12 protein-coding genes are annotated in these 12,512 nt (G+C 69.2%); 1 reads left to right on the forward strand and 11 read right to left on the reverse strand.

Going from position 1 to position 12,512, the window contains the following annotated elements; translation table 11 throughout:
• Nucleotides 1-8: 8 nt before the first annotated feature.
• The 11 genes from nuoK to ACIQJT_RS39605 are packed head-to-tail and all read right to left on the reverse strand — an operon-like array spanning nucleotide 9 to nucleotide 10,881.
• Nucleotides 9-308 carry an NADH-quinone oxidoreductase subunit NuoK gene (gene nuoK / locus ACIQJT_RS39555; RefSeq protein ID WP_003974374.1) on the reverse strand — a complete coding sequence of 100 codons (300 nt, stop codon included), beginning with the start codon at nucleotides 306-308 and terminating at the stop codon, nucleotides 9-11.
• On the reverse strand, nucleotides 305-1,162 hold the full coding sequence (locus tag ACIQJT_RS39560; protein WP_365462057.1) for an NADH-quinone oxidoreductase subunit J: 858 nt from the start codon (nucleotides 1,160-1,162) through the stop codon (nucleotides 305-307). Before ACIQJT_RS39560 ends, nuoK begins: the two co-directional genes overlap by 4 nt.
• On the reverse strand, nucleotides 1,159-1,809 hold the full coding sequence (nuoI, locus tag ACIQJT_RS39565) for an NADH-quinone oxidoreductase subunit NuoI (protein WP_365462055.1): 651 nt from the start codon (nucleotides 1,807-1,809) through the stop codon (nucleotides 1,159-1,161). Before nuoI ends, ACIQJT_RS39560 begins: the two co-directional genes overlap by 4 nt.
• Nucleotides 1,802-3,166, reverse strand: coding sequence for an NADH-quinone oxidoreductase subunit NuoH (nuoH, locus tag ACIQJT_RS39570; RefSeq protein WP_402650357.1), 1,365 nt, complete (start codon nucleotides 3,164-3,166; stop codon nucleotides 1,802-1,804). Before nuoH ends, nuoI begins: the two co-directional genes overlap by 8 nt.
• Entirely contained in the window at nucleotides 3,163-5,667 is a 2,505-nt protein-coding gene (locus tag ACIQJT_RS39575) for an NADH-quinone oxidoreductase subunit G (protein ID WP_365462051.1), read from the reverse strand. The genes nuoH and ACIQJT_RS39575 overlap by 4 nt, the downstream gene beginning before the upstream one ends.
• Nucleotides 5,664-7,010, reverse strand: a complete 1,347-nt coding sequence (nuoF, locus tag ACIQJT_RS39580; RefSeq protein WP_402650358.1) for an NADH-quinone oxidoreductase subunit NuoF — start codon at nucleotides 7,008-7,010, stop codon at nucleotides 5,664-5,666. The genes ACIQJT_RS39575 and nuoF overlap by 4 nt, the downstream gene beginning before the upstream one ends.
• Nucleotides 7,010-7,891 (reverse strand): NADH-quinone oxidoreductase subunit NuoE, encoded by an 882-nt coding sequence (nuoE, locus tag ACIQJT_RS39585; protein ID WP_365462047.1) that lies wholly within the window; start codon nucleotides 7,889-7,891, stop codon nucleotides 7,010-7,012. Before nuoE ends, nuoF begins: the two co-directional genes overlap by 1 nt.
• Nucleotides 7,888-9,216 (reverse strand): NADH-quinone oxidoreductase subunit D, encoded by a 1,329-nt coding sequence (locus ACIQJT_RS39590; protein WP_053850575.1) that lies wholly within the window; start codon nucleotides 9,214-9,216, stop codon nucleotides 7,888-7,890. Before ACIQJT_RS39590 ends, nuoE begins: the two co-directional genes overlap by 4 nt.
• Nucleotides 9,213-9,956, reverse strand: coding sequence for an NADH-quinone oxidoreductase subunit C (locus ACIQJT_RS39595; protein WP_365462043.1), 744 nt, complete (start codon nucleotides 9,954-9,956; stop codon nucleotides 9,213-9,215). The genes ACIQJT_RS39590 and ACIQJT_RS39595 overlap by 4 nt, the downstream gene beginning before the upstream one ends.
• Nucleotides 9,953-10,507: an NADH-quinone oxidoreductase subunit B family protein gene (locus ACIQJT_RS39600; RefSeq protein ID WP_007383964.1), complete on the reverse strand. Its 555-nt coding sequence runs from the start codon at nucleotides 10,505-10,507 to the stop codon at nucleotides 9,953-9,955. The genes ACIQJT_RS39595 and ACIQJT_RS39600 overlap by 4 nt, the downstream gene beginning before the upstream one ends.
• A gap of 14 nt (nucleotides 10,508-10,521) precedes the next feature.
• Nucleotides 10,522-10,881: an NADH-quinone oxidoreductase subunit A gene (locus ACIQJT_RS39605; RefSeq protein ID WP_007383963.1), complete on the reverse strand. Its 360-nt coding sequence runs from the start codon at nucleotides 10,879-10,881 to the stop codon at nucleotides 10,522-10,524.
• A gap of 734 nt (nucleotides 10,882-11,615) precedes the next feature.
• On the opposite strand from ACIQJT_RS39605, the gene ACIQJT_RS39610 reads away from it, so the two are divergent.
• Entirely contained in the window at nucleotides 11,616-12,422 is an 807-nt protein-coding gene (locus ACIQJT_RS39610; protein ID WP_365462041.1) for a C40 family peptidase, read from the forward strand.
• Nucleotides 12,423-12,512: the final 90 nt, after the last annotated feature.

Genomic DNA, 12,512 nt, shown 5'->3' on the forward strand with positions numbered 1-12,512 from the left:
GCGACCCCTTACAGCTTCATCAGGCTGGCGTCGTCGACCGAGGCCGAGTGGCGGGAACGGAACAGCGACACGATGATCGCGAGACCGACCACGACCTCCGCGGCGGCGACGACCATCGTGAAGAAGGCGATGATCTGGCCGTCGAGGTTGCCGTGCATCCGGGAGAAGGCGACGAACGCGAGGTTGCAGGCGTTGAGCATGAGCTCGATGCACATGAACACCACGATGGCGTTGCGCCTGATCAGCACGCCGGTGGCGCCGATCGTGAACAGAAGGGCGGCGAGGTAGAGGTAGTTGACCGGGTTCACTTCGACGCCTCCTTCTTGAAGGTGGCCGGTTCGATCTCGGTCCGCTCCAGGCGCTCCTCGGCGCGCTGCTCCAGCGCCTTGAGGTCGCCCAGCGCCTCGGCGGACACGTCACGGATCTGGCCGCGCTCGCGCAGGGTCTTGCTGACCGTGAGCTCGGACGGGGTGCCGTCGGGCAGCAGGCCCGCGATGTCCACCGCGTTGTGCCGGGCGTAGACGCCGGGGGCGGGCAGCGGCGGGACGTGCTTGCCCTCGCGGACGCGCTTCTCGGCCAGTTCGCGCTGGGTCAGGGCCCGTTCGGTGCGCTCGCGGTGGGTGAGCACCATGGCGCCGACGGCGGCCGTGATCAGCAGGGCGCCGGTGATCTCGAAGGCGAAGACGTACTTGGTGAAGATGAGGGTCGCCAGGCCCTCCACGTTGCCACCGGAGTTGGCCTGGGCGAGGCCGTTGAACTGGTGCAGGGAGGCGTTGCCGATGCCGGCGAACAGCAGGATGCCGAAGCCGAGTCCGCACAGCAGGGCCAGCCAGCGCTGGCCCTTGATGGTCTCCTTGAGGGAGTCCGCGGCGGTCACGCCGACGAGCATCACCACGAACAGGAACAGCATCATGATCGCGCCGGTGTAGACGACGATCTGGACGACGCCGAGGAAGTAGGCGCCGTTGGCGAGGTAGAACACCGCCAGGATGATCATGGTGCCGGCGAGACAGAGCGCGCTGTGCACGGCCTTCCGCATGAACACGGTGCACAGGGCGCCGATCACGGCGACGGTGCCGAGGACCCAGAACTGGAAGGCCTCGCCGGTGGAGGTGTCGGCGGCCAGAGTCGCCGTGGCGGCGAGCTGGAGAGGTGCGGTCATCGCCCGATCACCTTCTTGGACGCCGGTTCGTCCTCGCCGAAGGTGGAGTCGGCCTCCTGGACCACCTCACCCTTGGAGACCGCGACCTGGGGCACGGTGCCGGGCGCGGCCTCGGTCACCAGGCCCCGGTAGTAGTCCTGCTCGTCGGTGCCGGGGTAGATCGCGTGAGGGGAGTCGACCATGCCCTCTTCGAGGCCGGCGAGCAGTTGTTCCTTGGTGTAGATGAGGTTGGCGCGGCTGCTGTCGGCCAGCTCGAACTCGTTGGTCATCGTCAGCGCGCGCGTGGGGCACGCCTCGATGCACAGCCCGCACAGGATGCAGCGGGCGTAGTTGATCTGGTAGACGCGGCCGTACCGCTCGCCGGGCGAGTAGCGCTCCTCGTCGGTGTTGTCGGCGCCCTCCACGTAGATGGCGTCGGCGGGGCAGGCCCAGGCGCACAGCTCGCAGCCGACGCACTTCTCCAGGCCGTCCGGATGGCGGTTGAGCTGGTGCCGTCCGTGGAACCGCGGAGCGGTGGTCTTCTGCTGCTCCGGGTACTGCTCCGTCAGCCGCTTCTTGAACATGGCCTTGAAGGTCACGCCGAAGCCGGCGACGGGGTTCATGAAGCCGGGCTTCAACTGCTCGGTCTCCTTGGGCTCCTCAGCCATCGGACGCCTCCTTTCCATCCAGAGATCCGTCACTCTGAGTATCGGGCCCGCCACTGACAATCAGCTCCCGCTCCTGGCGCGAGCGGCGCCTGGGCACCGGCGGCAACTGCTGTCCGGGCAGCGGCGGGACGGGGAATCCGCCCGCCGTGGGGTCGAAGGCGGGCGGCTCCTCGGCGGGCTGCGCCGCGGCCTTCGACTTCTCGCGGAACATGTCGGCGACGAAGGAGAGCAGCAGCAGGACCAGGACTCCGCCGCCGACGTACAGGGCGATGTCGGCGAAGTCGTAGTTCTCGTTGCGCAGGGTCCGCACGGTCGCCACGAGCATCAGCCAGACCACGGAGACCGGGATGAGGACCTTCCAGCCGAGCTTCATCAACTGGTCGTAGCGGACGCGCGGGAGCGTGCCGCGCAGCCAGATGAAGAAGAACAGCAGCAGCTGCACCTTGATCACGAACCAGAGGAGCGGCCACCAGCCGTGGTTGGCGCCCTCCCAGAAGGTGCTGACGGGCCAGGGCGCCCGCCAGCCGCCGAGGAAGAGCGTGGTGGTCACGGCCGAGACCGTCACCATGTTCACGTACTCGGCGAGCATGAACATCGCGAACTTGATCGACGAGTACTCGGTGTTGAAGCCGCCGACCAGGTCGCCCTCGGACTCCGGCATGTCGAAGGGGGCGCGGTTGGTCTCGCCGACCATGGTGACGACGTAGATGATGAAGGAGACCGGCAGCAGGATGATGTACCAGCGGTCCTGCTGGGCCTCGACGATCGCCGAGGTGGACATCGACCCGGAGTAGAGGAACACCGAGGCGAAGGCGGCACCCATGGCGATCTCGTACGAGATCATCTGGGCGCAGGAGCGCAGGCCGCCGAGGAGCGGGTACGTCGATCCGGAGCTCCAGCCCGCGAGGACGATGCCGTAGATGCCGACCGAGGCCACCGCGAGGATGTAGAGCATCGCGATCGGCAGGTCGGTGAGCTGCATCGCGGTGCGGTGGCCGAAGATCGAGATCTCGTTGCCGGACGGGCCGAAGGGGATCACCGCGATCGCCATGAAGGCGGGGATGGCCGCGACGATCGGCGCGAGGACGTAGACGACCTTGTCGGCGCGCTTGACGATGACGTCTTCCTTCAGCATCAGCTTGATGCCGTCGGCGAGCGACTGGAGCATGCCCCAGGGGCCGTGCCGGTTGGGGCCGATGCGCAGCTGCATCCAGGCGACGACCTTGCGCTCCCACACGATGGAGAACAGCACGGTCACCATCAGGAACGCGAAGCAGAAGACGGCCTTGACGACGACGAGCCACCACGGGTCGGTGCCGAACATCGAGAGGTCTTCCGCGGCGGTGTACGGGCTCATGCCTCCACCTCCTTGGGAGCTTCGGCTGCGAGCGTCGCCGGGCCGATGTGGACGAGGGAGCCGGGCAGCGCCCCGGTGTCGGAGGCGACGCCCCCGCCGGTGGAGTTCAGCGGGAGCCAGACCACGCGGTCGGGCATCTCGGTGATCTGGAGCGGCAGTTCGACGACTCCGGTCTTGCCGGTCACGGCGAGGAGGTCGCCTTCCTTGACGCCCACCTCGGCGGCCGTCGCGGCCGACACGCGCGCGCGTGCCGCGTGCCGGGTCCCGGCGAGCGCCTCGTCGCCCTGCTGGAGGAGGCCCTGGTCGAGCAGCAGCCGGTGCCCGGCCAGGACGGCCTCTCCGGCGGCGGGCCGCGGCAGCTGGGCCCCGGTCTCGAAGGGTTCGGTGCCGCGCGGTCCGTCCCAGGGGCCGAGCCGGTCGATCTCCGCGCGCGTGGTGCGCAGATCCGGCAGGCCCAGGTGCACGTCCATGGCGTCGGCCAGCATCTGGAGCACCCGTGCGTCGGTGGGCGCGAGGCGGCGGGTCATCTGGTCGGGCTTGAGCGCGGCCTCGAAGAAGCGCACCCTGCCCTCCCAGTTGAGGAAGGTGCCGGCCTTCTCGGCGACCGCGGCCACCGGCAGGACGACGTCCGCGTGCTCGGTGACCTCGCCGGGACGCAGTTCCAGCGACACCACGAACCCGACCTCCTGGAGCGCCTCACGCGCGCGTGCCGGGTCGGGCAGGTCGGCGATCTCGACGCCCGCGACCACCAGGGCCTGGAGCTCGCCGGAGACCGCGGCCTCGACGATCTGCCCGGTGTCGCGGCCGTAGCGGTGCGGGAGTTCGGCCACGCCCCAGACGGAGGCGACCTCCTCACGCGCGCGCGGGTCGGTGGCCGGGCGCCCGCCCGGCAGCAGCGACGGCAGCGCGCCCGCCTCGACGGCACCGCGTTCTCCGGCCCGCCGCGGGATCCACACGAGCTGTGCGCCGGTCGCGGAGGCGGCCCGTGCGGCGGCGGTGAGGCCCCCGGCCACGGCGGCCAGCCGCTCGCCGACGACGATCACCGCGCCCGGGGTGCGCAGCGCCTCGGCGGCCCTGCTGCCGTCGTCCTCCAGGCCGACCCCGCCGGCCAGCGCGTCCAGCCACTCGGTCTCGGTGCCGGGAGCGGCCGGCAGCAGGACGCCGCCCGCCTTCTCCAGGCCGCGGGTCGCGTGGGTGGCGAGCGAGAAGACCTTCTGGCCGTGCTTGCGCCAGGCCTTGCGCAGCCTCAGGAAGACGCCGGGCGCCTCCTCCTCGGCCTCGAACCCGACCAGCAGGACCGCCGGCGCCTTCTCCAGAGCGGCGTACGTGACGCCCGTACCGTCGAGGTCACGGCCGTGGCCCGCGACCCGCGCGGCCAGGAAGTCGGCCTCCTCGCTGCTGTGCACGCGCGCGCGGAAGTCGATGTCGTTGGTGTCGAGCGCCACGCGCGCGAACTTGCTGTACGCGTAGGCGTCCTCGACGGTGAGGCGGCCGCCGGTGAGGACGCCGGCCCGGCCGCGGGAGGCGAGCAGGCCCTGGGCCGCGATCTGGAGCGCCTCCGGCCAGGACGCCGGGACCAGCTCGCCCTCGGGGTTGCGGACCAGAGGGTGCTCCAGCCGGTCCCGCTGCTGCGCGTACCGGAAGGCGAAGCGCCCCTTGTCGCAGATCCACTCCTCGTTGACCTCGGGGTCGTTGGCCGCGAGCTTGCGCATGACCTTGCCGCGCCGGTGGTCGGTGCGGGTCGCGCAGCCGCCGGAGCAGTGCTCGCACACGCTCGGGGAGGACACCAGGTCGAAGGGGCGGGAGCGGAACCGGTACGCCGCCGAGGTGAGGGCGCCGACCGGGCAGATCTGGATGGTGTTGCCGGAGAAGTACGACTCGAAGGGGTCGCCCTCGCCGGTGCCGACCTGCTGGAGCGCGCCCCGCTCGATCAACTCGATCATGGGGTCGCCCGCGACCTGGTTGGAGAAGCGGGTGCAGCGGGCGCACAGCACGCACCGCTCCCGGTCGAGCAGCACCTGGGTGGAGATCGGGACGGGCTTCTCGTAGGTCCGCTTCTTGCCCTCGAAGCGGGACTCGGCCTGGCCGTGGGACATGGCCTGGTTCTGAAGGGGGCACTCGCCGCCCTTGTCGCAGACCGGGCAGTCCAGCGGGTGGTTGATGAGGAGGAGCTCCATCACACCGTGCTGGGCCTTCTCGGCGACCGGCGAGGTGAGGTGGGTCTTCACCACCATCCCGTCGGTGCAGGTGATGGTGCAGGAGGCCATCGGCTTGCGCTGGCCCTCGACCTCGACGATGCACTGGCGGCAGGCGCCGGCCGGGTCGAGGAGGGGGTGGTCGCAGAACCGGGGGATCTCGATGCCGAGCTGCTCGGCGGCCCGGATGACCAGGGTGCCCTTGGGCACGCTGATCTCGGCGCCGTCGATCGTCAGCGAGACGAGATCCTCCGGCGGGACCGCCGCCTCTCCCCCGCCTGAGGGAGCGTTGGTGGTCACAGTCATGCGTTCACCTCCGTGCGGTCGGCCCAGGCCGTCGACTTGGCCGGGTCGAAGGGGCAGCCGCGGCCCGTGATGTGCTGCTCGTACTCCTCGCGGAAGTACTTCAGCGAGGAGAAGATCGGCGAGGCGGCGCCGTCACCGAGGGCGCAGAACGACTTGCCGTTGATGTTGTCGGCGATGTCGTTGAGCTTGTCGAGGTCGGACATGACGCCCTTGCCGGCCTCGATGTCGCGCAGCAACTGCACGAGCCAGTACGTGCCCTCGCGGCACGGGGTGCACTTGCCGCAGGACTCGTGGGCGTAGAACTCGGTCCAGCGGGTGACGGCGCGGACCACGCAGGTCGTCTCGTCGAAGCACTGGAGCGCCTTGGTGCCGAGCATGGAGCCGGCGGCGCCGACGCCCTCGTAGTCGAGGGGGACGTCGAGGTGTTCGTCGGTGAACATCGGCGTGGAGGAGCCGCCCGGCGTCCAGAACTTCAGCCGGTGGCCGGGCCGCATGCCGCCGCTCATCTCCAGGAGCTGGCGGAGCGTGATGCCGAGCGGGGCCTCGAACTGGCCGGGGTTGGCGACATGGCCGCTGAGCGAGTAGAGCGTGAAGCCCGGGGACTTCTCGCTGCCCATCGACCTGAACCAGTCCTTGCCCTTCTGGAGGATCGCGGGAACCGACGCGATCGACTCCACGTTGTTCACCACAGTGGGGCAGGCGTAGAGGCCCGCGACCGCAGGGAAGGGGGGACGGAGCCGCGGTTGGCCACGGCGGCCTTCGAGCGAGTCGAGCAGTGCGGTCTCCTCACCGCAGATGTACGCCCCGGCCCCGGCGTGCACGGTGATGTCGAGATCGAGGCCGCTGCCCAGGATGTTCTGTCCGAGGTAGCCGGCCGCGTAGGCCTCGCTCACGGCCGAGTGCAGCCTCCGCAGCACAGGGACGACTTCACCGCGGAGATAGATGAAGGCGTGCGAGGACCTGATGGCGTAGCACGCGATGATCATGCCCTCGATGAGGCTGTGCGGGTTCGCGAAGAGGAGCGGGATGTCCTTGCAGGTGCCCGGCTCCGACTCGTCGGCGTTGACGACCAGATAGTGCGGCTTGCCGTCTCCCTGCGGAATGAACTGCCATTTCATCCCGGTGGGGAACCCGGCGCCGCCGCGGCCGCGCAGACCGGAGTCCTTGACGTACGCGATCAGGTCGTCCGGCGACATCGCGAGCGCCTTGCGGAGTCCCTCGTAGCCCTCGTGCCTCTTGTAGACGTCCAGCGTCCAGGACTTGTCCTCGTCCCAGAAGGCCGACAGCACGGGTGCGAGCAGCTTCTCGGGGCCGGTGTCTTTCAGTTCGGGTGCCAAGGTCATCACTCCCCCTCCTCGGCGGCGGGCCCGGCCGGGTGGGCCGGGTCGGAGGCCGACGTGTCCTGCGGCGCGTCGTGCGAGCTCAGGTGCTCCGACGGGGACGGCTCGTGGGCGGTCCCGTCCTGCGGTGCGCCGTCGCGGTCCTGCGGTGCTCCCTCGCGCGGGTGGACCACGCGTGCGGGTGCGGCCTCTCCCCTGGCGAGGCGGAGGCCCACCAGCGAGGCGGGGCCGGCCCCGCCGCTCGCCTCGACGGCACCGGGCCGCTCGTCGGGGAAGCCGGCGAGGATCCGCGCGGTCTCCTTGAAGGTGCACAGCGGCGCCCCGCGCGTGGGCTCGACCGGACGCCCCGCGCGCAGGTCGTCGACGAGCCGCTTGGCGGTGTCCGGGGTCTGGTTGTCGAAGAACTCCCAGTTGACCATCACGACCGGCGCGAAGTCGCAGGCCGCGTTGCACTCGATGTGCTCCAGGGTGACCTTGCCGTCGTCGGTGGTCTCGCCGTTGCCGACGCCCAGGTGCTCCTGGAGCTCGGAGAAGATCGCGTCGCCGCCCATGACCGCGCACAGCGTGTTGGTGCAGACGCCGACCTGGTAGTCACCGGAGGGCTTGCGCCGGTACATGGTGTAGAAGGTGGCCACCGCGGTGACCTCGGCCGTGGTCAGCTCCAGCACGTCGGCGCAGAACTGCATGCCGGTGCGCGTGACGTGCCCCTCCTCCGACTGCACGAGGTGCAGCAACGGCAGGAGCGCCGAGCGGGAGTCCGGGTAGCGGGCGATGATCTCGCGCGCGTCCGCCTCCAGCCGGGCTCGGACGTCGTCCGGGTAAGCGGGTGCGGGCAGTTCGGGCATGCCCAGGCTGACGCCCCGCTCGGAAGAACTGGTGGTCACCGGTCGACGCCTCCCATCACGGGGTCGATGGACGCGACGGCGACGATGACGTCGGCGACCTGGCCGCCCTCGCACATCGCCGCCATGGCCTGAAGGTTGGTGAAGGACGGGTCGCGGAAGTGGACCCTGAAGGGGCGGGTGCCGCCGTCGGACACGGCGTGCACGCCGAGTTCGCCCTTGGGCGACTCGACGGCCGCGTACGCCTGTCCCGGCGGCACGCGGAAGCCCTCGGTGACCAGCTTGAAGTGGTGGATCAGGGCCTCCATGGAGGTGCCCATGATCTTCTTGATGTGGTCGAGGGAGTTGCCGAGCCCGTCGGGTCCCAGGGCGAGCTGGGCGGGCCAGGCGATCTTCTTGTCGGCGACCATGACCGGGCCGGGCTGGAGCCGGTCCAGGCACTGCTCGACGATCCGGAGCGACTGGCGCATCTCCTCCAGGCGGATCAGGAAGCGCCCGTAGGAGTCGCAGGTGTCGGCGGTCGGCACGTCGAACTCGTAGGTGTCGTAGCCGCAGTAGGGCTGGGCCTTGCGCAGGTCGTGCGGCAGGCCGGTGGAGCGCAGGATGGGGCCGGTGGCGCCGAGGGCCATGCAGCCCGCCAGGTCCAGGTAGCCGACGTCCTGCATACGGGCCTTGAAGATGGGGTTCCCGGTGGCGAGCTTGTCGTACTCCGGGAGGTTCTTCTTCATCTTCTTCACGAACTCGCGGATGTGGTCCACCGCGCCGGGCGGCAGGTCCTGCGCGAGTCCGCCGGGGCGGATGTACGCGTGGTTCATCCGCAGGCCCGTGATGAGCTCGTAGATGTCGAGAATCATTTCACGATCACGGAATCCGTAGATCATGATCGTGGTGGCGCCGAGTTCCATGCCGCCGGTGGCGATGCACACCAGGTGCGAGGAGAGCCGGTTCAGCTCCATGAGGAGCACCCGGATGATCTCGGCCCGGTCGGGGATCTGGTCCTCGATGCCGAGGAGCTTCTCGACGGCGAGGCAGTAGGCGGTCTCGTTGAAGAAGGACGTCAGGTAGTCCATGCGCGTCACGAACGTGGTGCCCTGCGTCCACGTGCGGAACTCGAGGTTCTTCTCGATGCCGGTGTGCAGGTAGCCGATGCCGCAGCGGGCCTCGGTGACCGTCTCGCCGTCGATCTCCAGGATCAGGCGGAGCACTCCGTGGGTGGAGGGGTGCTGCGGGCCCATGTTGAGGACGATGCGTTCGTCGTCGGCACGGGCCGCGGCCTGGACGATCTCGTCCCAGTCGCCCCCGGTGACCGTGTAGACGGTCCCCTCGGTGGTCTCGCGCGCCGAGGCGGATGCGTGCTGCGTGCTCATGAGTACGACCTCCGCTGGTCCGGAGCCGGGATCTGGGCGCCCTTGTACTCGACGGGGATGCCGCCGAGGGGATAGTCCTTGCGCTGCGGGTGGCCCTGCCAGTCGTCCGGCATCATGATCCGCGTCAGGGCCGGGTGACCGTCGAAGACGATCCCGAAGAAGTCGTAGGTCTCGCGCTCGTGCCAGTCGTTGGTCGGGTACACCGAGACCAGGGACGGGATGTGCGGGTCGGCGTCCGGGGCGCTGACCTCCAGGCGGATCAGCCGGTTGTGGGTGATCGAGCGCAGGTGGTAGACGGCGTGCAGCTCGCGGCCCTTGTCGTGGGGGTAGTGGACCCCGCTGACGCCGGTGCAGAGCTCGAAGCGCAGGGCGGGGTCGTCGCGCAGGGTGCGCGCGACGCGCGGCAGGTGCTCGCGCTCGACGTGGAAGGTGATCTCGCCGCGGTCGACGACCGTCTTCTCGATGGCGTTGTCGGGGAGCAGCCCCTGTTCCTCCAGGGCGCCCTCCAGTTCGTCGGCGACCTCGTCGAACCAGCCGCCGTAGGGGCGGGCCGCCGGTCCCGGGAGGCGGATCGAGCGGACCAGGCCGCCGTAACCGGTGGTGTCGCCGCCGTTGTTGGCGCCGAACATGCCGCGCTGGACGCGGATCTCCTCACCGCCCTCGCCGCGCTGGCCGGGGAGGTTGGAGCCGCTGAGCTCCTTCTCCGGGTTGGCTCCGTTGGTGCCGTTCGCGTCGCTCACCGCAGCAGCCCCTTCATCTCGATCGTGGGCAGGGCCTTGAGCGCCGCCTCCTCCGCCTCACGGGCGGCCTCCTCGGCGTTCACGCCGAGCTTGGAGGACTGGATCTTCTGGTGGAGCTTGAGAATGGCGTCCATCAGCATCTCCGGCCGTGGCGGGCAGCCGGGCAGATAGATGTCGACCGGGACGATGTGGTCGACGCCCTGCACGATCGCGTAGTTGTTGAACATGCCGCCCGAGGAGGCGCAGACCCCCATGGAGATGACCCACTTGGGGTTCGGCATCTGGTCGTAGACCTGCCTGAGCACCGGCGCCATCTTCTGGCTGACCCGGCCGGCCACGATCATGAGGTCCGCCTGGCGGGGTGAGCCGCGGAAGACCTCCATGCCGAAGCGGGCCAGGTCGTAGCGTCCGGCGCCGGTGGTCATCATCTCGATGGCACAGCAGGCCAGGCCGAAGGTGGCCGGGAAGACGGACGCCTTGCGCACCCAGCCCGCGGCCTGCTCGACGGTGGTCAGCAGGAAGCCGCTCGGCAGTTTTTCTTCGAGTCCCATGAGTTAAAGGCCCCTCAGTCCCATTCCAGGCCGCCGCGCCGCCACACGTACGCGTACGCCACGAAGACGGTGAGCACGAAGAGCAGCATCTCCACGAGCCCGAAAACACCCAGGGCGTCGAAGGTGACGGCCCAGGGGTAGAGGAAGACGATCTCGATGTCGAAGACGATGAAGAGCATCGCCGTCAGGTAGTACTTGATGGGGAAGCGCCCGCCGCCGGCCGGCGTGGGGGTCGGCTCGATCCCGCACTCGTAGGCCTCGAGCTTGGCCCGGTTGTACCGCTTCGGACCGATCAGCGTGGCCATGACCACGGAGAAGATCGCAAAGCCTGCCCCGAGGGCTCCCAGTACGAGGATGGGCGCATACGCGTTCACCGCTCCTCGCTCCTCTCAGTCGGCACTGACTGCTGGCGATGACATCGGACTCACACCCGGCTCATACGTCCCTCAGACCTCCGTCCGTCCCGACGAAGATCGCGAACATGTGAAGCAGGTCACAAGCCCAACTGACCCGCATCTTATGCCCGCCGGTCTGTGATCTGCGACACGGGGTATTGCACAAGCTTTGTGATCTCCACCACCAGACGAAGGATCATGAAGTCGGATCAGCGGTGATCTTCACACGAGAAGCGTCCGAGTGATCACCAGAGGTGACATTTCCGCTAGTCGGCGCAGGTCGCGAGAGGCGTCTCCATATCAAGAGACTTCTCCTGCATGCAAATTGGCGCTGGACGCGACCACTTGGTAGAGGACCGCGTTCACACATCAGAGGGAGGCGCGGGGGCGGGTGTGGACGCGTGCACACATTCACGAGCACCGAACGGCTCCGGACGCAGCCGCCCCCGTAACCGTTGCGTGACCTCCGCCACACACATGAGAGATCCATAAGAAGGGGGCTTGGCCATCAGGGCCAACCGATGGTAGCCGCGGGGCAATTCGGGCGTAACAGCGAAAGTCCATGATCACGGCCATGATCACGAGAGTCCGCAATGTCCGTTACGGCGTCAATAAAGAGCGGCACGCCCGGAATTCGGGCCGCCGATTGAACAACTGTGGCGCAGCCCACGTTTCTTGAAGGTATGGAGGAGCCCCTGATACCAGTTGGTCTCATGTCCCACACCGCTCACATACGCAGCCACCGGAAACCCCGCCGCAGCGCGACGACTTCGATCGCCGTGCGTGCCGGAGTCGCCGGTGGCGTGCTCAGCATGGCCGCGGCGGGCGCGTCGGCTTCGGCGTTCGCCGCCGAGTCGACGACGCAGACCCTCGAACTGCCCACCCTCTCGGCCGACCTGGGCAGCCAGGTCGCCGAGTCCGCCGACGCGATGCAGCAGGCGGCCGCCAACTACCAGCTTCAGGCCGAGCGTGACGCGGCCGCGGCAAAGGCCGCGAAGCAGGCCAAGGCGGACCTCGCGGAAGCCAAGAAGAAGGCGGAGGCCAAGAAGAAGGCGGAGGAGGCCCGCAGGGCCGCCGCCGAGGAGGCCGCCTCCCGCAGCTCCGAGCGGACCACCCTGGCCGCCTCGGCGAGCGCCAGTGTCTCCACGAGCTCGTCCACGGCGACCGGTTCGGCCGCGGCCGTCATCGCCTTCGTGAAGGCGCAGATCGGTGACGCCTACGTCTCCGGCGGCACCGGCCCCAACTCCTGGGACTGCTCCGGCCTCGTGCAGGCCGCGTTCAGCCAGATCGGTGTCGACCTGCCGCGCGTCTCCCAGGACCAGTCGACCGCGGGCACCCAGGTCTCGCTGAGCAACCTCCAGCCGGGCGACATCCTGTACTGGGGCGGCGCGGGCAGCGCGTATCACGTCGCCGTGTACGTCGGTGACGGCATGTTCGTCGGCGCGCAGAACCCCTCGACGGGTGTCGCCGAGAAGCCGCTGTCCTACGACCCGCCGACCGGCGCGGTGCGGGTGCTCTGACACCAGGAGACACCAGGACGGCACGAACGTACGGAAGGGCCGCAGCCGCTCGGGGGCTGCGGCCCTTCCGTTCTCCTGCACGGGGTTGGA

It is taken from the genome of Streptomyces sp. NPDC091972 (assembly GCF_044756385.1).
Lineage (GTDB): Bacteria > Actinomycetota > Actinomycetes > Streptomycetales > Streptomycetaceae > Streptomyces.